This is a genomic window from Methylocystis sp. (genome assembly GCF_051061285.1).
In the GTDB taxonomy this organism is placed as follows: domain Bacteria; phylum Pseudomonadota; class Alphaproteobacteria; order Rhizobiales; family Beijerinckiaceae; genus Methylocystis.
In genome coordinates this window covers 43,378-63,127 of record NZ_JBPFEA010000034.1, presented here as the reverse complement: position 1 = coordinate 63,127, position 19,750 = coordinate 43,378, and the positions used below count along the sequence as shown (strand labels likewise).

Sequence of the window (19,750 nt, the reverse complement as noted above, 5' to 3'; positions counted from 1 at the left end):
GAGCAACTATCGTCGCAAGCGCTGCAGCGTGCGCGTTGAACAGTCCTGCAAAACCAAGGATTGCCGACAAGAGAGCCAAATTTTTGCTGTTCATTTGGTTCGAGTATCGCTTTGTTACCTGCACTTGATGCGGGCTTATGCATAGCGAATCCTGATGCTCAAAATTTGCGGATTAGCCGCGGAAAAAATGCGGAGTAGATGCGGAAATGGCATCAAAGACCTTCGGCTCCGCCCTTGGAGCCTTGATTCATTCGCGTCGGAAAGCGAAAGGACTTACTCAAACACAGTTGGCCGAAGATGCCTTCGGAACCCCCGGTAAAACACGTCGGATCAGCGAGCTGGAGAACGGTACCGTTGCCAACCCTCACCCCAAGACGATTGATCCGATAATTGCCCTTTTGGAAATAACAGAAGACGAAATCGAACAATGTGCGAAGGCCTCAAATGGTAAGCCCGACGCAGATTTGGACAGAGCCTATCGTGAAGCGCGTAATTTAGTTGAGGTAGTTGCACGTCAGTTTGAAAACGACAATCCCAACGCAACGTTGTCGGATCTAGATGAATTTCTTAGGGACAAGGCTCACGAATGGGCTCAGTTGCGGGAGCGGATTAGAAAGATCGACGAGGCCGACCACAAACTTGGAAATCTAAAGGCCTCTGCCGAAGCGGCTCTCGATCACGGTCGTTTTGATGAAGTAGATGCTCTGTTAATCGAGGCAGAAGATGTTCAGCAGCATTCCAGAACGCTGAACGAGGTCCGTATTCAAGCCAACCTTCGCATTCTACGAGCCGATACGAGCTTACTTAAAGGCGATGATGACAGGGCGGTCGAGTTGTATCGTTCTGCTGCCGAATTTTTCATGCCCTTTGATAAGGCGGAAGGTGTCCAGCTTTTACAAAATTTAGCACATCGACTTTATGAAACTGGTAGACGGTCGTTGGCAGGAACATTTCATGTCGGCGCGCGTCTGCTCGAAACAGTTTTAACGGATTTCGTAGCGGAAGATCGGGCTGTGCGATCTAAGACGCGCTATCAATTGAGCTTGCTATACCGAAATGCTGCCGAAGGCCGGAGAGCACCAGAGACGCTTACGTTTTTGACGAAGGCTGTCGACTACGCACGAGAAGGTCTCTCCGATTTGAAGGAAGGCGACGATCCTTTTGATATAACTGCTATGAAGATTTCGCTAGGAAACTGCCTATTCGAAATAGTTAAGCTTACCGAGGATGATGATGCGCTTTCGGAAGCAAAATCAATGCTGAAATCCGCAAGAGATCAGCTACTGATGCAAGGCGCTGGACCTCACCTCTTGGCATGTGTCCACAATAGCTTGGGTGGCGCAACCTTAGAAAAGCTCAACTACTCTGATGTTGAGGACGAAGAAGCGATGCTAACGGAGGCCATTGGCTCATTTCAGGCTGCTATAGTCGCAGCAGAAAAATGCAGCTACCCGGAGATTTGGGGTGTTGCGAATCACAATCTCGGAAACGCGTTAGCAGGGCTTGCAAGGTTAAAAGACACCAAGCCAGAAGACCGAGGATTTTTGCGCGTTCGGGCCGTTGCGGCTGTGTCAGCCGCAATTGAGACTTATCCCGAGGCGCGATTCCCTTTTCATTTTGCCAAAGCACACGCCTCGCTAGCCCGCATTTTTTGGGATATGGCGGGGACGGAACAGGGAGAGATGATTGAGCCTTGTCTCGTTCGCTCGATTCATTCGTGGACCGTTGCTCAGCACATTTACACCAAGGAACAGTTCCCGGATCAATGGGCAGAAATACAAATGCATATTGGAGCGATTTATGGAGCGCACGCCGGCATCGATGGCATCGAAACAAAGCACGAAGACTTACTCGAGGCACAACGGTGCTTAAGTGAAGCTCTTGAGGTTTTTAAAGAGCGGGATATGCAGACTCAAATTGATTATTGCAGTCACAGCCTCAAGGTTGTCGCTAGACGACTCAAAGATAGCAGTAAATGAGCAAGGCAGTGCTAAGCCTCGAAGGACTGACGCGAATGACGCATTACGTCGCCATTGTCGAAGAGGAAGAAGGGAAGGCTGTCGGCGTCTGGTTTCCCGACTTGCCCGGCTGCATCTCCGCCGGCGACTCATTGGATGAGGCGATGACGAACGCCGCCGAGGCGCTCGCTCTGTGGATCGATGTCGCGAAAGAACACGGAGACGAGGTCCCATCTCCACGGGCGTTGACCGAGTTGAAGCGCGACCCGGAAATCGCGGAAGACATCGCGCGCTACATGGTCGCGCTCATTGAGCATCATCCTTTGAGTCAGGCCGCTTGATCGATCGACTGGACGGCGGATCAATCGCGAAGATAAAAGCCGCGTCCGCAAAATCCTCCACCCATCGAATGTCGGCCTTCAATTCGGAAAGAAGGTGCGGATTTGGGATGTCGCTTCCGTCCTCGCGCATTCCCTCCGCCCAAAGCTCCAGCGCCTCAGTCGCCATGGCGAAGATATCGTCAATCTCGTCGGCCGCCGAAAAACATCCCGGCGCGTCGGGAAAGCTCATGCCATAGGCGCTGTGTTCGTCCTTATGGACGATGACGATGTAGGGCTTCATTGGCGGCCTCTGGGATCCACGACAAATCATAGCGCGTTCGAGTCTTGCCCGCCATCGCCCGGCGCCACTGTGCAGGGCTTTGACCTCGGGCTTATTTCAGCTCGCTTTCAGCCGTTGTGCCGGGCATCCACGCCGGGACATCGCAAAACGCATCGCGCGGAGACGGCATTCGGCTGATGTTCTCACAATTGCCTCGTGTCGTCGCGTGGCTGGCCGCGACAAGCGCGGCCATGACGCGGTGGGACGCCTCGCTAACCTGGATTCGGAGCCCGGCGCCATGTGGCGTCGCCGCCACAGTCAGGCTTTTTCGGGGGCTGAGCGAGGCGCGTCGCCGCGCGCCGATTCCCAAGCCTGACGCCGCGCGTTACTGTTCCGGCGAAGCAATGGAGGATTGCCGCGCGGCGGCGCTCCGCCCATATTTCGTTTGGGAAAGGCGCTCCGACCTCGCCGCGACGAGGTTCGCGCGAGGTAAAGCCATGACCGCTGGCGGAAATGCCGGGCGAATTCTCCGCATCGTATTTGCGGCCGCGACCCTGTCGGCGTTCGTCGCTCCTGCGGTCGCGGCGCAATATCCGCCGCGCCGCGCTGAACTTTTCAACCCGCCGCCGCTCGTCGCGCTCTTTGACGTCGAGCGGGTTCCGACCCGCGCGCCGTTGGAAAATTCCGCTTTCGCCGTCGCGGACGCCGCGCCAGCCGCGGTCCTGCTCGATGTCGAGCTGCGCGCCGAGCCTGCCAAGCCGGACCCGCTTGACCTCGCCTGGAGCCTTCAGCCCGAGGAGAAGCGCGGTCTCGCCCTGGCGCTCGACGCCTGGGCGGCGTCCGGCGACGCGGCTCTCGGGCCGGAGCGTCGTCGGCTGCGCGCGGCGCTGGCCGCCGCCTACACCGCCCGAGATCTCACGCCCTTGTGGATCGAAAATGGAGAATGGCGCGCCTCGGCTCGGGCCGCGCTCGCGCGCCTCGCGCTCGCCGCCGATGACGGGCTCGATCTTCGCGCCTATGCAGCGCCCGACGCAGAGAAGGCGGCGCCCACGGCGGCGGACGAACTCGCTCTGTCGGAGGCCATCGCCGCCTTTGCGCTGCAGGCGCGCGGCGCCCGGATCGACCCTGAGCACATTTCGCGGCTCGTCGGGGCGAAAACCACCCTCCCCGATCCGGCGCTGGCCGTGGCCGAAGTCGCCGGCGCCGGCGCAATCGCCGGCGACGCGCTGCAGGCCTATAATCCCGCGCATTATGGCTATCAGCAGCTGCGCGAAAAACTCATCGAGCTGAGAACGCAGCGCGCCAGCGCGCCGGCCTCTGACGGACTTTACGCCGCAGCCACTGGGAACGTCACCCAGAGCGACGTCCTGCCGCCCGCAAGCAAGTCCAAGCGGCGCCGCGCCGCCGGGCTCGCCAAGGCTTCGACCTCGCGAGTCGAAGCCGAAATCATCGCCAATATGGAGCGGTGGCGCTGGTTGCCGCGCGACCTTGGCGAAGAGCGGGTCGAGGTGAATATTCCCGACTTTGAACTCGCCGTCGTGCGCAATGGCGAGGTGACGCATCGCACGCGAATCATCGTCGGCAAAGAGGCGACTCCGACGCCGATCTTCTCCAACGCGCTGCAGTACATCATCGTCAATCCGTATTGGAACGTGCCGCCGTCGATCCTGAACAAGGAGATGCTGCCGAAGGCGAACGGCGACGTCGCCGCCATCGCGGCGAGCGGCTTCAACGTGTCCTATCGCGGCGGCAAGCTCGTGGTGCGCCAGCCGCCTGGCGAGCGCAACGCGCTTGGTCGCATCAAATTCATGTTCCCGAACGATTTTTCGGTCTATTTGCACGATACGCCGTCGCGCAACCTGTTCGCCGCGTCGCATCGCGCCTTCAGCCATGGCTGCATGCGCGTCGACGCGCCTTTCGCCTTCGCCGGAGCCGTGCTCGGCCCCGGCAGCGGCTGGTCGGAGAGCCGCGTTCGCCGGCTTATCGGCGGCTCGGAGCGCTACATCAATCTCGCCAAGCCGCTGCCGATCCACATCGAATATTTCACCGCCTATGTCGACGAAGGCGGGCGAATCGTGCTGCGCCCCGATCTCTATGGCTATTCGGCGCGGGTGCGGAAGGCGTTGGGGCTAGGCGCCTGAACCTTTCACCGCCGCCGAAAACAGCGCGGCGCAGCCGACCGTTTCGACGCTCACCGCGCTGAAGCGCTTTTCGAGTTCGCGCGTCAGCGTCTCCAAATCGTCCTGCGTGTTCGAGAATACGCCCTTGGAATTGTAAAACGCCATCAGCCTCTGCGCCGCAAAGCTGCGCGAGGCTCCGCCCTGCAGCAGCGTCGAGCCGAAGACGACGGCGCCGGGGTTCATCAAAGGCGACAGGAAATCGAACGCGCGCGCCTTCGTCGCCATGTCGCCCGGCAGGCAATGCAGGAGATAGTTGACGCCGAGCGAGTCGAATTTGGCGCCGTCAAAGTCGATTTTCTCTAGGACATTGCGCACATAGATCTCGGGCCGGTAGCGGGCGATGCGTCGCGCCGAGAATTGCAGCGCGTCGCGGTTTAAATCCATCAGCGCGAGGCGCGGCGTCGCAGTCGGAAAACGGCAGCGATCGAGAAAATAGCCGGTGCCGACGCCGACATCGAGGTGATTGCCGCTGACGTGCCGATCGTAATGGGCGAGCAGCCGCGGCGTCGGGCATTTCCAGATCCAGCGATTGGACAGGCCGAGCACCAGCACATCGTAAATCGCGAGCATATTCGGCGTGTAGACCGCCTGTCCGGCGTGAATTTGCTCGGTGGTGATCGGCATCGCTCTCGCTCCAGGACTATCGACGGCTTCGGGGGTGACAACCGACCCCGCTGCGTGGAAGAAGCTTATCTCATGTTCATAAGACGCTGCTAAGCTTCCAATGGCCCCTCCGCCCCTCCTCGCCCTCCAGGGCGTTATGCTCACGCTCGGCGGGAAGCCGCTGCTGGAGGGCGCCGATTTCGCCGTCGCGACAGGCGCGCGGCTCTGCGTCGTCGGCCGCAACGGCTCGGGCAAATCGACGCTGCTCAAGATCGCGGCCGGCGAAATCGAGCCGGACGGCGGCGTGCGCTTCCTGCAACCCGGCGCGTCGCTGCGCTATCTGCCGCAGGAGCCGGACTTTTCCGGCTTCGCCACGGCGCTGGCCTATGTCGAAGCTGGCCTCGGGCCGCTCGACGATCCTCACGTCGCCAGAACCCTGCTCAACGATCTGGGGCTCGAGGGGGACGAAAACCCCGCACGCCTCTCGGGCGGCGAAGCGCGACGGGCGGCGCTCGCCCGCGTCCTCGCGCCTGAGCCCGACATTCTGCTGCTCGACGAGCCGACGAACCACCTCGATCTGCCAACGATCCTGTGGCTCGAAGAAAGGCTCGCGGCGTTGCGCTCGGCGCTCGTGCTCATCAGCCATGACCGCCGCTTCCTTCAGGATCTGACCCGGGAAACGCTTTGGATCGACCGCGGCCGCACGCGCCATCTGGCGCGCGGCTTCAAGGAATTCGAGGCCTGGCGCGACCGGGAATTGGAGGAAGAGGAAAAGCAGCAGCACAAGTTGGAACGCAAGATCGTCGCCGAGGAACATTGGCTGCGCCACGGCGTTTCGGGGCGGCGCAAGCGCAACATGAAGCGACTCGGGGGGCTGCATCATCTGCGTGCAGAGCGCCGCGATCGCGTCATGCCGACCGGCGACGTGAAACTCGAAGCCAGCGAAGCGCAGCTGTCCGGCAAGCTGGTCATCGAGGCGATCAAGATCGGCAAGTCCTACGGCGAACGCGTCATCGTCGAGAATTTCACGACGCGCATATTGCGGGGCGATCGCATCGGAATCATCGGCGCGAACGGCGCCGGCAAGACGACGCTCGTCAACCTGCTGACCGGCGCGCTCGCGCCCGATAGCGGCAAGGTGCGATTAGGCGCCAATCTCGAAATGGCGACTCTCGAGCAAAGCCGCGCGAGTCTCGATCCGGGAACCACCTTGCAGGACGCGCTGACCGGCGGCGGCTCCGACACGATCGAAATCAATGGCGAGCGGCGGCACGTCATCGGCTACATGAAGGATTTCCTGTTCAAGCCGGAACAGGCGCGCACGCCCATCGGCAGGCTTTCGGGCGGCGAGCGCGGACGCCTAATGCTTGCGCGGGCGCTGGCGAAGCCGTCGAATCTCCTCGCGCTCGACGAACCAACCAACGACCTCGATCTCGAAACGCTCGATCTCTTAGAGGAAATGCTCGCCGATTATCCCGGCACGCTCATCGTCGTCAGCCATGATCGCGATTTTCTCGATCGCGTCGCAACCAGCGTTTTGATGAGCGACGCCGACGGCCGCTGGATTGAATATGCCGGCGGCTATAGCGACATGGTCGCCCAGCGCGGCAAGGGCGTGGAGACGCGGGGCGCGTTCGCCTCAGCGCGGGAGACGAAAGAAAAGCCCGCGCCGCGCGAGAGGGCGGCGATACGGCAGAAGCTCTCCTTCAAGGAGCAGCATGCGCTCGCGACCCTGCCCGGCAAGATCGACGCGTGGCGGGAAAAATGCGCGAAATTGCAGAGACTGCTCGATGACCCGGAGCTTTATTCGCGCGATCCGGCCAAATTCGCAAAGGCGAGCGAAGCATTCGCCGCGCTTCAAGCTGACATCGCTGAGGCCGAAGATGAGTGGCTTGCGCTCGAAATCAAGCGCGAGGAAGAGCGGTCAAACTAGAAGGCTTCCACTCTACAGCAGCACAATGGAAGTCTTCCATGCAAAGTTTTGCTGCTCGTTATTGCTGATCGAAAACAGCATAGCTAGATGTCTGGCTCTCTTCCAAGAGAAGCGCCGCGGGGAAACTTGCATCGGCGCGTCAACTAATAATAGTTCCAGGGAGAAAGCTTCGTGACACGCGCATATCTCACTCTTGGCCGCCCTTTCGGCGCGACCGCTTTGGCTCTTGCGATCCTCATGGGATGGTCGCGCCCTTCGGTGGCGGGCGAAACCGTCGAGATCAAAATGCTCAACAAGGGCGCGGACCGTTATATGGTGTTCGAGCCGGAGGTCGTGCGGATCAAACCGGGCGACACGATTAAATTCGTCGCGGCCGACAAGGGGCATAACGCCGTCACCATAAAGGAGTTGCTCCCTTCGGGCGCCGAGCCATTCCGCGGCAAGATCAATGAGGAATTGGCGATCACACTGTCCACGCCCGGCGTCTATGGCTTCCGTTGCGATCCGCACTACACGCTGGGAATGGTCGGCGTCGTCATCGTCGGAGAGCCGACCAATCTCGACGCCGCCAAGCAGGCGAAGCTGCCCGGCAAGGCGGGCGAGGTCATGACGAAACTTCTGGGGAGCCTCTGAGGCTTCGCGCCTAAATGCGGCTTTGGCGAACGCCCAATCAGTCGCAACGAGAGTGGCTTTCGCCGCGGCGAAAGCCTCTCTCCGGAGCCGAGAAATGGCCGGCACAAGACATCAGGCGCGAAGAAATCGAAGGCTGACCCTGCCGATGCGGAGAATCAGCAAAGCTGCGATCAGCGGTCCCAGGGCGAGCGCGAGCAGCGCGTCAGAAAATTCGCCCGTCGCGCCTTTGACGAGACCGACGAGGTAAGGCCCGGCAAAACCCGAGATATTGCCGATCGAGTTGATCACCGCGACGCCGACCACGGCGTCGCCCGTTCCGAGCGCCAGCGTCGTGAAACTCCAGAACGTCGGCAGCGCCGCGATCGCGCCGACAGCGGCGACGGACAGCGCGATCATCGACAGCAACGGCGTCGGCGCGTAGGCGGCGCAGGCCAGTCCCATGGCGCCGACGACGCCGGCGAGCGCCGTGTGGCCGACGGTCTCACGCCGCCGGTCGGAGCTGCGGCTCCAGGCCCACATCGCCAGCGCGGCGCAAATATAGGGAATCGACGCCAGCAAACTCGTCGCGACGACGCCGAATCCGAAAGCTTTGATGATTTGTGGGAGCCAGAAGCTCAAGCCGTAGAGCGCAATGACGATCCCGAAATAGGCGACGCCGAGAATCAGAATGCGCACATCCTTGAGCGCGCGCCAATGGTCGCCATGATCTCGCCCGGCCTCGCGCTCGAGCACGGCGCGCAACGACGCCTTTTCGCCGGACGTGAGCCATTTCGCCGACTGAGGTCCGTCAGGCAGATAGAAAAAACAGACAACCCCGAGAATGATCGACGGCAGCGCCTCCATCAGGAACAGCCAGCGCCAGCCGCTGATCCCGCCGACGCCGTTCAGCGAGGCGAGGATGAATCCCGAGATCGGCGATCCGATCGCGCTGGCGAGAGGAACCGCAATCAGGAAGCTGGCGAGCACGCGCGCGCGCTGGGCGGCGGGGATCCAATAGGTGAGATAGAGAATGACGCCCGGCGCGAAACCGGCTTCCATCACGCCGAGCAGCAGACGCAGAACAACGAAGCTCGCCTCGTTCCAGATGAAGGCGGTGAGCGCCGATACGAGGCCCCAGCTGACCATGATGCGCGCGATCCAGATGCGCGCGCCGACGCGATGCATGATGTAATTGCTCGGCGCTTCGAACAGGCAATAGCCGACAAAAAAGATGCCGGCGCCCCAGCCGAAGAATTCCGGCGTGAAGCCGAGTTCGCCATTCATCGTCAGCGCCGCGAATCCGATATTCACGCGGTCGAGATAGGCGACGATAAAGGCCGTGACGAGAAAAGGGACCAGTCGCCGCGCCACTTTCGCGACGACGCGGTCGGCGTCGAGGGCCTCGCGCGCCGCGCCCGGCTTTGGAGCGGCTGCGACCGCCGCTTCCGACATCGGCTAGGCCCGCTCAAAGCGCATGAGATGGTGCCAGCGATGCGGAACATCGCCCGGCAAGCGCGTCAGACCCGCAGCGCGCGCCTGTCGCTCTAGAAGCGACAATGGTTCCGGATAGTCGCTTGTCGAGACATGATCGAAAATCGCGTCTTTTTCAGCCCGCGAAAGGCCGCTCCAATCCTTCTCGATCCAGGCGAAATAATGCCTCAGATAGTCATCGCGCGTTTCGTCTTCCTCGCGCATCGTGTCGACCAGCAACAGCAGGCCGCCGGGCGCGAGCGCCCGCGACGCGCGGCGGAAGAATTCCGCTTTGTCCTCGGTCGACAGGTGATGCAGAACGAAACTGCTGTGGAGGACATCATAGGAGGCGCCGTCGGAAAGAGCCGACAGCATGTCGCTATGCGCGAGCTGCACGGGGCATGGCAGAGATTTCAGATTTTCGGCTGCGCGCGCGAGCGCGGTGTCCGAAAGATCGATCCCCTTGTAGCTCGACGGCGGGATCCGGCGCAGAATCGGCGCAAAGACATGCGCATCGCCACAACCGAGATCGAGCAGTGAGAAGGCTCGCCCCTCGAAGCGCTCGCGCAAGGCGCGCTCGACCTCTTCGCCGAGCGCCGCGTGAAACATGAAATCTTTGACGACGACTTTCTCATAGGTGTCCCAGAGATCGAAAATCTCGCCTGAGTATGCGCTCTTTACATCGGCGTTCATAAGCCAGCCTTTTTCTCGTCGATTCACTTAAGAGCGAAGCCCAATGCGTTGAGGGCTTCACGAATGCGGTCGCGACCGCTCAACGCCTCCGGTCCGCGCACGCGCGACAGCGCCTGACGAATCCACCCCTGATCCGGCAGGCCCTGCTCCTTCTGGAATTCCTTGAACTTTTCATCGAGCGTTTCGATCGCCTCGCGCTGCGCCTCGCCCCATTCATATTGCTCGTGATGAAGCACCGCCGCCTGACCAAGGCGAGGTTTAACGGCGGCGTTGGCGGCTGGATCGGGAACGCCGACAACCATGCCGAAGACGGCGAAGACATTCGGCGGCAAATTCAATTCCTTGGCGACCTCCTCCGGCTTATTGCGCATCGCGCCGATATAGCAGCAGCCCAGGCCGATCGATTCAAGTGCGCTGACCGCGTTCTGCGCGGCGAGCGCGGCGTCGACGACGCCGGTCAGGAACAACTCGAAATACGAGAGTCCGGCTGCATCGCGGCCCCTCTCGCGCCCGAGATTTTCGAGCCGCGCAAGATCGCAGAGCCAGACGAGAAACAGTGGGGCGTGATGGATGTGCTTCTGGCCGCCGGCAAGATCGGCGAGACGAGCCTTGCGCGCCTCGTCCTGCACCGCGACGACGCTCCAGACTTGCAGATTCGACGATGTCGACGCCGACTGCGCGGCCGCGACGATGATCTCCAGCGCGCCCTCGGGCAGCGGCTCGGGCAGGAAATTGCGATGCGACCGATGCGCCAGAATGAGATCGAGCGTGTCGTTCCACTGCTTGGGCTTTGGCGAATCGTTGCGGCGATAGCGTTCAAACATCGCCGCCGCGCCACGCGGATCGAATGGTTGCGGGCTTAAAGGCTTGTTCATGGCGCTTCCTTTAGGCGGGTTGCTCTGCTGGCGCAACATTCCGCCCTTTCGCTTTATTGACTCTGTTGTATATTATGGAAATATACATAAATGGTCAATTTCGAACATGTCGTCGGTTTCGAGTGGGATCACGGCAACGCGCGCAAAAGCGTCGAAAAGCACGACGTGAGCCAAGCGGAGGCTGAGCAGATTTTTGCCAATGATCCGCTGATCGTGACGGATGACTTGGCTCACAACGAGAGCGAGTCACGCTATCACGCCCTTGGTCGAACGGACGCATCTCGATTGCTGCATGTCACATTCACGCTGCGCTCAAACGGGACGCGCATTCGAGTTATCTCCGCTCGCGACATGAGTCGCAAGGAACGACAACGCTATGAGCAAGACGACTAAGACTCCGCCGCCGACTTTCGCAACCGAAGCAGACGAACGTGCTTATTGGGAAAGTCACGACTCCGCGGAACATGTCGACTGGAGCAAGGCGAAGCGGGTTCGGATGCCGAATCTCAAACCGTCGACAACCTCGATCTCTCTGCGGCTTCCGGTCAGTCTGCTCGAGCAGATCAAGATCGCAGCCAATAAGCGCGACGTGCCCTATCAGTCGCTCATAAAAATCTGGCTCGCCGAGAAGGTCCGCTGACTTACACCCGCTTCGGCACCAGGATCGCGCGGAAGTCGTTGACGTTGGTGCGGGTCGGCTTGGTCACGACGAGGTCGCCGAGCTTTTCGAACGCTGTGTAGGCGTCATTGTTGGCGAAATGCGCCTTCAGATCGACGCCGCCTTTTTTCGCGCGCTCGAACGAATCCGCCGTCATGATCGCGCCGGCGTTGTCCTCGCTGCCGTCGATGCCGTCGGTGTCGCAAGCGATCGCCGATATGCCGCCAAAGCCTTCGAGCGCGAGCGTCAATCCGAGCAAGAACTCCGCGTCACGTCCGCCCCGTCCCTTGCCGCGCACGGTGACGGTCGTCTCGCCGCCCGAGATGATGGCGACGGGCGGCGCGAAGGGCTGGCCATGGAGAGCGATCTGCTTTGCGATGCCGGCATGCACGAGCGCCACGTCGCGCGACTCGCCCTCGAGGTCGCCCAGGATGCAAGGCGTGAACCCCGCCGACTTCGCTACAGCCGCAGCCGCGTCCAGCGAGCCTTGCGGCGTGGCGATGAGAATGTTCTGCACTTTCTCGAAGATGGCGTCGCCGGGCTTGGGCGTTTCGCATCCGGGCTTTTGCAGATGCGCCAGCACCGCCGACGGCGCGTCGATCTTATATTTGGCGATGACGGCCAGAGCATCTTCGCGGGTCGTCGGATCGGGAACCGTGGGGCCGGAGGCGATCACCGAAAGATCGTCATTCGGCACATCGGAAATCATCAACGCCACGACGCGCGCGGGCGCCGCGGCGCGGGCGAGACGCCCGCCCTTGATGCCGGAGAGATGCTTGCGCACGCAATTCATCTCGGAGATGTTCGCGCCGCTCTTCAACAGCGCCTTATTCACCGCCTGCTTTTCCTCAAGCGTGACGCCCTCGGCCGGCAGCGCCATCAGCGCCGAGCCGCCGCCGGAAATCAGCGCAAGAACGAGATCGTCTTGCGAAAGCCCCTGCACCTTCTGCAAAATGCGCTTGGCCGCCTCGCGTCCCGCCGCGTCAGGCACCGGATGCGAGGCTTCGATCACTTCGATGTGTTTCGTCGGCGCGCCATGCTCGTAGCGCGTGACGACGAGCCCTTCGAGCGGGCCTTGCCAATGCGCCTCCACCGCCGCCGCCATGGAGGCGGCCGCCTTGCCCGCGCCGACGACGATGGTGCGGCCCTTCGGCGGCGCGATCTTCGCGAGATAGGGCGGCAGGCAGACCGCAGGCGACGCAGCGGCGACGGCGGCGTCGAACATGGCGCGAAGGAGGGTGCGGCAATCGTCGGACATCGCGCATTTTACCTTGTTCTTTTGGCAATCCGTCGGTTAGCGCCGTGCAACTGCGATAACCGTCGGCGCTGTCTTTTCAGCATCTCAAGCGCCCGTCAACCGGGCGTGGAGTCGCGCGCCGCGGCGGCCCGCTCATCGCGGTGGATTACGCAAAAACACGACATAGCCGCGAAAATAAGGGTGACGCGCCAGTGTTTCCGGCGGCGACCAGACGGCGCCCTCCGCGAGGCCGAGCCGGAAAGGCGTATGGACACGTCCGACGCGCGCCAGGTAATCGTCGATATGATCAACGGTGGCGCGGCCGCGATAGGTCTGAAACACGACCTCGTCGACGCTCCGACTAAGTCTGTCAATGTCTTCCGGCGTGGCCTGAGAGGCCCAATCCATAAGGCCGCTAATGCCGAGCGCGCAATCCGCCGGCAACGTCTGACGTAGCTCTGCAAGGAAGGCTGCGTATGTGGTCAGGCCACGCGTCGCGGCGTCAAAGTCGATCTGAACGCCGATGACCTTGTCCGATTTGGCGCGCCACTCGGCAAGCCGACGCTTGACCGCCGCAAAAATCGCGGGCGTCCAGTCGATGCTGCGCACGCGATAGACCAGCCATAATGCTTGCGGATGAGGGCTCGGCTCGGTGGCGCCCTGCGCCTTTAGACGCATCTTGCCTGAATCATCGGGTCCGATTTCAGCCTGGAGCAGATAGATGGTCTTGGCGGAAGCGATTTCGGGACGCGCGCGCACGCCGGCCCATAGCCAATAGGCGTCGTAATCCGCCGCGCGCACAATCGTGTCGGCCGCCGCTGTCAAAACGACGCCAACGGCGAGAAGACAGGCGGCGGCGACACGCCGCGACATCGTCACCAGTAAAATCTCAGGCTTTTCGCCCATGTTGTCGCGCCATATCGCGCCTTGAGCTGGTCATACCAGGCTTTGCGCTGCGCCTTCTCGACGTCCTTGCCGCCGCAAGTGTTGTTGTTCGCCGGCGCGTAGCAATTGATCGCGCGGTAGAGCGCATAAGCCCGGTCGCGCGCAGGCGTCGCCGGCGAGGCGATGAGTTTCTTATAGACCTCGCCACGCGCATAGGGTTCGCCGGGAAATATGGATTTGCCGCCGCCAAGTTCATCGGGCGCCGGCCGGGACGCCTCAAAACCGTCGAGACTGTTCACGCGGATGAAGTCGCCAAAGCACAGCATGGCGTGCGGGTCCTGAGGATTGGCGGCGAGTTCGCCGACAATCGACTTGATGTCTGGACAAGCGTAGCCCTTGTCGGCGCCGCCGCTCCACAGCAAGACGCTGGATTGGTAATTGGGATATTGCCCGGGCAGCGCGGTGTCGGCGTCGTCCTTCGCCAATCCCTCCGCAGAATAATCCCGAAGGAACCCCGCATATTGGCCGTGCGTCGCCTCTTTGAGGAGAAGCACGAAGCGCGCAAGCTTGCGCTCCTCCGCCGAGGCCGGGTCCGCGACGGCCATCCGCAGCAGGATCGGACCTGCAATATATCGCAGCAGCATCGCGCGAATCCGCGGCGACGACAGTTGCTTATCCTTCAAGAAGACCTTGTTGACCTCTCCGGAGCGTTCCCAGCTCAACGCGAGGCCGAGTTCGACCGCCTCTTTCTGCCAAGGCTGCGTGGCGAGCGGCAACAGCCGCCTCCAGTGGTCGACTGCCGCCGCATACTGCTCCGACGCCAGCAGCGCCTGACCGCGAAGAACTTCACGGCTGAAGCCGAGATAGGGCGGCGACAACGGCCCGGGCGTCGGATCACCCAACAGCTTCAATGCCGTCGCATGGTCGCCGTCGACATAATAGGCGCGCGCCGCCTTCAGAAAGGCGAACAGCGCGTCATGGCCTGTGAAGTCTCGCGCCTGGGCGTCGAGATCAGCCGCCGAGAACTTCTTCTGCGACGCATCGGTGGGCCGCATCCTCGTCAAATCGTCGATCGCGAGAAGATTCGCGTCATGGACGTCTTTTGAGTCGAGACCGAGTTTCGAGTCGATTTCAGCGGCGAGATCCGAACTGCGGAGATTGGCGTCCGGATCGCGCGCATGCGTCAGCTGCCAGGCGTACTCCGTCGCGGCCTGCGATCGATCGCCAGCGAGCCAATAGATGCGACGTAACAAGCCGCGCGCCGACGCGACGTAGCGTCCGTGCGGATAGTCGACGAGATAGGATTTGAATTCGGATTCCGCCGCTTTCAGCGATTCGTGATCCGACACTTTCGGCTCGGGAACGCCGTCCAGTTCGGCGAACGCGCCAACGGACGCCTTGTTCAAAAGCGTGCGGGCGATCATGTAGCGTGCGCTCTCGCGCACCCACACATTCTGCGCTTTCGCGAGGCTGCGAAAAGCTGTGAGCGCAGCGTCGAATGCGCCGCCGTAAAAGGACTCTGCGCCGGCAAGATAAGCGGCGAATTCGCGCGCGGCTGCCGATGCGTCGGCGCCCGCGACATAAGCCTTCGAGGCGCCGGGCGCCGCATCCTTTCCTTGGCAGGCGGTCGTGATCTGCTTGCGGGAATGGATCAGCGCAGCGCGCTCAGCTTCGCTTAGAGCCTTTTCGGCCTGCGCGGCCCGAATAAAGGCGTCCTCGCCGCTTTGAGCAGAGACGCATCGCGTGCCTTCATCAAAGAAGTCGCTCGGCGTCGTCGTCACGTCTTTGACGGGCCGGCCCGCATAATCGCAAGAGTTTCGCGCGAAGGTGTCGTTAAACGCGTCACGCGCGAAAAGCACGAAATAGTCGGGATAGATGTCGAGCTTCACCTCGCCCTTTGGCGGCTCGACGGGCCAAGGCCGCGCGTCCATCATCAGGAACTGCGCGTTGACGCGGCTGTCATTGCCCGGACTGAGGAACGGCAAATTGTCGCGATTGGAAAAATCCTTGTGATCCAGCTTCCATCCGGCGCGGCCGAGACCATCGCCGGCGCAGGCGAACGCCTGGCTCGCGGAGCACAGCAGCATAAGAGATGCGAGACTCGAAAAAAGCTGGCGCATGGCGGTTCCCTGAACGTGGCCGGCAAGCTGCGTCAGACTGCTTCTACCGGATCGGCGGGCGCGCGTCTGTTGAAAATAATCAAGTAGAATTTAGACGCTTCAAAAATAGGGCGAGGGTGGCGCCATGCCGTCCTCGCCCTTTATATGCCCCGCTCTTTGGTGGGCTGCGGCTTACGCCGCCATTGCGTTGGCCTTTTCGATCAGCGCCTCGGCCATGCGGATCGAGGCGATGTCGATCAGGCGGCCGTCGAGAGAGACGGCGCCCTTGCCTTCCTTGGCGGCCTGGCTCATCGCGTCGAGAATGCGGCGGGCCTTCGTCACCTCGGCGTCGGACGGCGTGAAGACCTGATTGGCGAGTTCGATCTGCGAGGGATGGATCGCCCACTTGCCCTCATAGCCGAGCACCGCGGCGCGCTTGGCGGCGGCGATATAGCCGTCCGGATCGCCGAAGTCGCCGAAGGGGCCATCGATCGGACGCAGGCCGTAAGCGCGGCAGGCGACCATCATGCGCGTCTGCGCCGCATGCCACTGATCGGCCCAGTAGTATTCGCGATTGCCGCTCGCGTCCTTGTCGGTCAGCACGCCGTAATCCGGATTGACGCCGCCGATGACGGTGGTGCGGGCGCGGGTCGACGCCGCATAGTCGGCGACGCCGAAGGACATGGCCTCAAGGCGCTTTGACGACTGCGCGATGGCCTCGACATTGGCCATGCCGAGCGCGGTCTCGATCAGGATTTCGATGCCGATCTTCTTGGTGCGCTTCTTGTACTGCTCGATCTGCGTGATCATCATGTCGATCGCGTAGACGTCGGCCGGAACGCCGACCTTCGGGATCAGCACGATGTCGAGGCGCGGGCAGTTCTCGAGAACGTCGACGACGTCGCGATAGCAATATTGCGTGTCGAGACCGTTGATGCGCAGCGTCATCACCTTCTTGCCCCAGTCGATGTCGTTGAGGCCCTGGATGATGTTCTTGCGCGCCTGTTCCTTGTCGTCGGGCGCGACGGCGTCTTCGAGATCAAGAAAGATCTGATCGGCCTTTGACTGCGCGGCCTTTTCGAACATGCCCGGCGCGGAGCCCGGCACGGCGAGTTCCGAGCGATGCAGACGCGGCGTGGCCTGCTCGATTAACGTGAAGCTCATATTTTACCCCTTCCTGTTGAATTAGCCTGTGGCCCCGAGGCCGGCCGCGACGCAGCTGATCGACAGCAGCAGAGGCACTTTGACGGCCTCTTTCTCCGCTTCGTCCTTTGCCTCGCGAAACCGGCGAAGCAGCGCCACCTGCTCGCGATTGACCTCGTTGATCGTCTGCAGGCGATGCGAAAGCCTCGCCTGATACTCCTTGAAACGCTCCGCCAGTTCGACGCCGCCGGTGACGCGCAACGCCATCTCGCGCGTCAATGCAAATTCCTCTTCGATGGCCTTGAAGATTTTATTTCGCACGGCTTCGTCAGCGACGAGCCCCGCATATTGTTTGGCGATCGAGAGATCGACGAGCGCGAGCGTCTTCTCGACTTCATCGATAATGAGCCGGAACATGCGCGAATCTTCGAACATGCGGCGCAAAAGCTCAAAACCCCGGTCGCCGCGCACGTCAACGAAATTCTTCAGACCGGATCCGACGCCGTACCAGCCGGTGATCGAATGGCGGTTCTGCGCCCAGGCGAAGACCCAGGGAATTGCACGCAAGTCCGCCAGGCTTTTGGCGCCGAAGCGCCGCGCCGGCCGCGACCCGATGTTGAGCAGCGAAATCTCTTCAAGCGGGCTTGCGGCCTGAAAGTAAGCCACAAGGTCAGGATCGCCGATAAATTTCGCATAGGCCGCGAAAGAGGCGCCGGAAATCTCCTCGAGCGCCTCATCGAACTCCGCATGCGGCGCCAACGCTTCCTCGCGTTCGGACTTCAGCGCATGCTGGAATACGGAGGACGCCAAGAGCTCCATCTGATACGCCGCCGTTCCGCGATTGGCGTATTTGAACGAGACGACCTCACCCTGTTCGGTGACGCGAAAACGGCCGCGGATAGAGCCCGCCGGCTGCGCCGCGATGGCGTGGCCGGTCGGCGCGCCGCCGCGCGAGACCGAGCCGCCACGTCCATGGAAGAAGGCGATGGCGACGCCCTGCTCCCGTCCGACCTGACTGAGGCGGGCCTGCGCCTTGAACAGCTCCCAATTCGACGACAGAAAGCCGCCATCCTTGTTGGAATCCGAATAGCCGATCATCACCTCTTGCAGATTGCCCTGCCAGCGCGTCGAGCGGCGCACCACCGGGACCTGCAAGAGATCGCGCATGATCGCCGGCGCGGCGCGCAGATCGCCGATCGTCTCGAAGAGCGGCACGATCGGCAGCGTGAGGATCTCGACGCCGGGTTCGTCGAGAAACAGCCCTGCCTCCTTGGCGAGCAGATACACGCCGAGGACGTCGACCGCCGAGCGCGTCATCGACAAAATGAATCCGCCGAAGGCTTCGCGGTCGAGCTGTACGCGCATCTCGGCGACGACCTCGAACATTTCGATGACGTCGCGCGTATCGGCGGAAAGCGTGTCGCGCGGGAGAGGCGCCTGACGCGGCTTTGCAAGCTCGGCGAGCAGCCATTGGCGCCATTCGGGAGCACCGAGGTCGGGCGGCGTCTCGCCGCCGGTCTTCACGCGCCACAGCTCCTCGAGCGCCTGCGTCGTGCGGGTCGTGTTCTGGCGGATGTCGAGGCGCACCGTGCTGAAGCGGAAAGTTTCCACCGCGCGGCGCAGCGGACGCACGAGATCGGTCGCGAGCGCATCGCTCTTGGCTTCATTGAGCGCCTTTTCGAGCGCCAGCAGGTCGGCGATGAGTTCGTCGGCGCTCGCATAGCGCGGACCTGTCGTCGGCTCGGCGTTCACGGCGCGCAGCGTCTGGTCGAGCTTGCGCAGAATCGTCATCACGAACTGCCGGTAGGGCTCATTTTGATTGCGCGCTTCGATCGCGGCGCCGTCCGGCAGCGCGGCGAGGCGTTCAGCCAACTCGTCGCGGAAAGACTGAGGAATATCCGCGGCGCGCTGGCTGATCGACAGCATGCGCGCAAGATCGACGAAGCGCGTTCGATAGTAATTCAAGCTCGCCGCAGCGTTTTCGCGCATGGTGCGGCGGGTGACGTCATTCGTCACGAACGGATTGCCGTCGCGGTCGCCGCCGATCCAGGACCCGAACTGAAAGAAAGGCGCGACCTCGAATGTCTCGCTGGGATAGTGGCGTCGCAGCGCGCGTTCGCAGGATGACAGAAGCTCCGGCGCGAGATCGAAAATGCTCTCGTGAAAGAAGTGCTGACCCCAGGCGACTTCCTGATCGACAGTGGGCTTTTCGAGATGCAATTCGCCGGTGAGCCAGAGAAGTTCGATCTGGTCATAGATCGACTTCACCAGCGCCTCGCGCTCGCGGTCCGTCCAGCGGGTCGATTCGAGTTCGCGCATCAGTAGATAGATGCGGCGATATTTTTCGAGGATCGAGACGCGCTTCGCTTCGGTCGGATGGGCGGTGATCACGGGCCGAATGCGCAGCGTCTGCAGTTGCGCGCGTATTTCGTCTGGCGCGACGCCTGAGGCCGCGGCGCTCGACAAGACGTAATCGAACGTGCCGAGCAGCTTGTCGTGGCCCTTTTCGCGCTCGATCCGGCGGCGCCGGCGCATGGAATACGCCTGCTCCGCGATGGAGACGAGCTGAAACAGGATGCCCTGCGCCTGCAGCGCGCGCGCCATCTGACGCGGCTCCAGACCCGCGCCCGCCTTTGAGTCGCGCACGACGGCCTCGATCTCCGGCGTGTGACGGCGAATGACAGTGAGCAATTGCTCGCGCAGGAAGTCGGAAGCTTCGGTGACCGAACGAGTCGCGTAAGCAGACGGCAAGCCAGTCGAAGACAGGCTCTTCAATGTCTGGGTCTCGGCGGTCATCAAAACTC

At 61.9% G+C, this 19,750-nt stretch carries 17 protein-coding genes; 7 read left to right on the top strand and 10 right to left on the bottom strand.

Annotation, left to right across the window (positions count from 1 at the left end):
- Positions 1-206 precede the first annotated feature (206 nt).
- On the top strand, positions 207-1,979 hold the full coding sequence (locus ACR65T_RS12645) for a helix-turn-helix domain-containing protein (RefSeq protein ID WP_434496813.1): 1,773 nt from the start codon (positions 207-209) through the stop codon (positions 1,977-1,979).
- Positions 1,976-2,299, top strand: coding sequence for a type II toxin-antitoxin system HicB family antitoxin (locus tag ACR65T_RS12640; RefSeq protein WP_434496812.1), 324 nt, complete (start codon positions 1,976-1,978; stop codon positions 2,297-2,299). Before ACR65T_RS12645 ends, ACR65T_RS12640 begins: the two co-directional genes overlap by 4 nt.
- Here ACR65T_RS12640 and ACR65T_RS12635 read toward each other — a convergent pair.
- The gene (locus ACR65T_RS12635; protein WP_434496811.1) at positions 2,265-2,579 is read right to left on the bottom strand and encodes a type II toxin-antitoxin system HicB family antitoxin; all 315 of its coding nucleotides are present in this window, start codon (positions 2,577-2,579) and stop codon (positions 2,265-2,267) included. The genes ACR65T_RS12640 and ACR65T_RS12635 overlap by 35 nt on opposite strands.
- 476 nt (positions 2,580-3,055) lie before the next feature.
- On the opposite strand from ACR65T_RS12635, the gene ACR65T_RS12630 reads away from it, so the two are divergent.
- On the top strand, positions 3,056-4,699 hold the full coding sequence (locus tag ACR65T_RS12630; protein WP_434496810.1) for a L,D-transpeptidase family protein: 1,644 nt from the start codon (positions 3,056-3,058) through the stop codon (positions 4,697-4,699).
- On the opposite strand, the gene ACR65T_RS12625 is transcribed toward ACR65T_RS12630, so the two are convergent.
- The gene (locus ACR65T_RS12625) at positions 4,688-5,362 is read right to left on the bottom strand and encodes a class I SAM-dependent methyltransferase (RefSeq protein ID WP_434496809.1); all 675 of its coding nucleotides are present in this window, start codon (positions 5,360-5,362) and stop codon (positions 4,688-4,690) included. The two genes, ACR65T_RS12630 and ACR65T_RS12625, sit on opposite strands and share 12 nt — an antisense overlap.
- 100 nt (positions 5,363-5,462) lie before the next feature.
- Between ACR65T_RS12625 and ACR65T_RS12620 the strand changes: the two genes are divergently transcribed.
- On the top strand, positions 5,463-7,274 hold the full coding sequence (locus ACR65T_RS12620) for an ABC-F family ATP-binding cassette domain-containing protein (RefSeq protein ID WP_434496808.1): 1,812 nt from the start codon (positions 5,463-5,465) through the stop codon (positions 7,272-7,274).
- Positions 7,275-7,445: 171 nt separating this feature from the next.
- Positions 7,446-7,907 carry a pseudoazurin gene (locus ACR65T_RS12615; protein ID WP_434496807.1) on the top strand — a complete coding sequence of 154 codons (462 nt, stop codon included), beginning with the start codon at positions 7,446-7,448 and terminating at the stop codon, positions 7,905-7,907.
- A gap of 111 nt (positions 7,908-8,018) precedes the next feature.
- Here ACR65T_RS12615 and ACR65T_RS12610 read toward each other — a convergent pair whose 3' ends face one another.
- From ACR65T_RS12610 to ACR65T_RS12600, 3 genes are read right to left on the bottom strand one after another with little or no spacing between them, the layout of a single operon-like run.
- A complete protein-coding gene (locus tag ACR65T_RS12610; RefSeq protein WP_434496806.1) occupies positions 8,019-9,338 on the bottom strand; it encodes an MFS transporter in 1,320 nt (439 codons plus the stop codon).
- Positions 9,339-9,341: 3 nt separating this feature from the next.
- On the bottom strand, positions 9,342-10,049 hold the full coding sequence (locus ACR65T_RS12605; RefSeq protein WP_434496805.1) for a class I SAM-dependent methyltransferase: 708 nt from the start codon (positions 10,047-10,049) through the stop codon (positions 9,342-9,344).
- A gap of 23 nt (positions 10,050-10,072) precedes the next feature.
- Entirely contained in the window at positions 10,073-10,924 is an 852-nt protein-coding gene (locus tag ACR65T_RS12600; RefSeq protein ID WP_434496804.1) for an NADPH-dependent oxidoreductase, read from the bottom strand.
- 90 nt (positions 10,925-11,014) lie between these two features.
- Here ACR65T_RS12600 and ACR65T_RS12595 point away from each other — a divergent pair, with 90 nt between their 5' ends.
- Both ACR65T_RS12595 and ACR65T_RS12590 read left to right on the top strand, forming a co-directional pair.
- Positions 11,015-11,317 carry a BrnT family toxin gene (locus ACR65T_RS12595; protein WP_434496803.1) on the top strand — a complete coding sequence of 101 codons (303 nt, stop codon included), beginning with the start codon at positions 11,015-11,017 and terminating at the stop codon, positions 11,315-11,317.
- Positions 11,301-11,564, top strand: a complete 264-nt coding sequence (locus ACR65T_RS12590) for a BrnA antitoxin family protein (protein ID WP_018405882.1) — start codon at positions 11,301-11,303, stop codon at positions 11,562-11,564. The genes ACR65T_RS12595 and ACR65T_RS12590 overlap by 17 nt, the downstream gene beginning before the upstream one ends.
- Position 11,565: 1 nt before the next feature.
- Here ACR65T_RS12590 and ACR65T_RS12585 read toward each other — a convergent pair whose 3' ends face one another.
- The 5 genes from ACR65T_RS12585 to ACR65T_RS12565 form a co-directional block, all read right to left on the bottom strand.
- Positions 11,566-12,840, bottom strand: coding sequence for a glycerate kinase type-2 family protein (locus ACR65T_RS12585; RefSeq protein ID WP_434496802.1), 1,275 nt, complete (start codon positions 12,838-12,840; stop codon positions 11,566-11,568).
- 132 nt (positions 12,841-12,972) lie between these two features.
- Complete coding sequence (locus tag ACR65T_RS12580) at positions 12,973-13,725, bottom strand: DUF3142 domain-containing protein (protein WP_434496801.1); 753 nt, start codon at positions 13,723-13,725, stop codon at positions 12,973-12,975.
- Positions 13,695-15,824 carry a hypothetical protein gene (locus ACR65T_RS12575; RefSeq protein ID WP_434496800.1) on the bottom strand — a complete coding sequence of 710 codons (2,130 nt, stop codon included), beginning with the start codon at positions 15,822-15,824 and terminating at the stop codon, positions 13,695-13,697. The genes ACR65T_RS12580 and ACR65T_RS12575 overlap by 31 nt, the downstream gene beginning before the upstream one ends.
- 171 nt (positions 15,825-15,995) lie before the next feature.
- Positions 15,996-16,967: an HpcH/HpaI aldolase/citrate lyase family protein gene (locus ACR65T_RS12570; protein WP_175092866.1), complete on the bottom strand. Its 972-nt coding sequence runs from the start codon at positions 16,965-16,967 to the stop codon at positions 15,996-15,998.
- A 21-nt stretch (positions 16,968-16,988) separates the two neighbouring features.
- A complete protein-coding gene (locus ACR65T_RS12565) occupies positions 16,989-19,742 on the bottom strand; it encodes a phosphoenolpyruvate carboxylase (protein WP_434496799.1) in 2,754 nt (917 codons plus the stop codon).
- Positions 19,743-19,750: the final 8 nt, after the last annotated feature.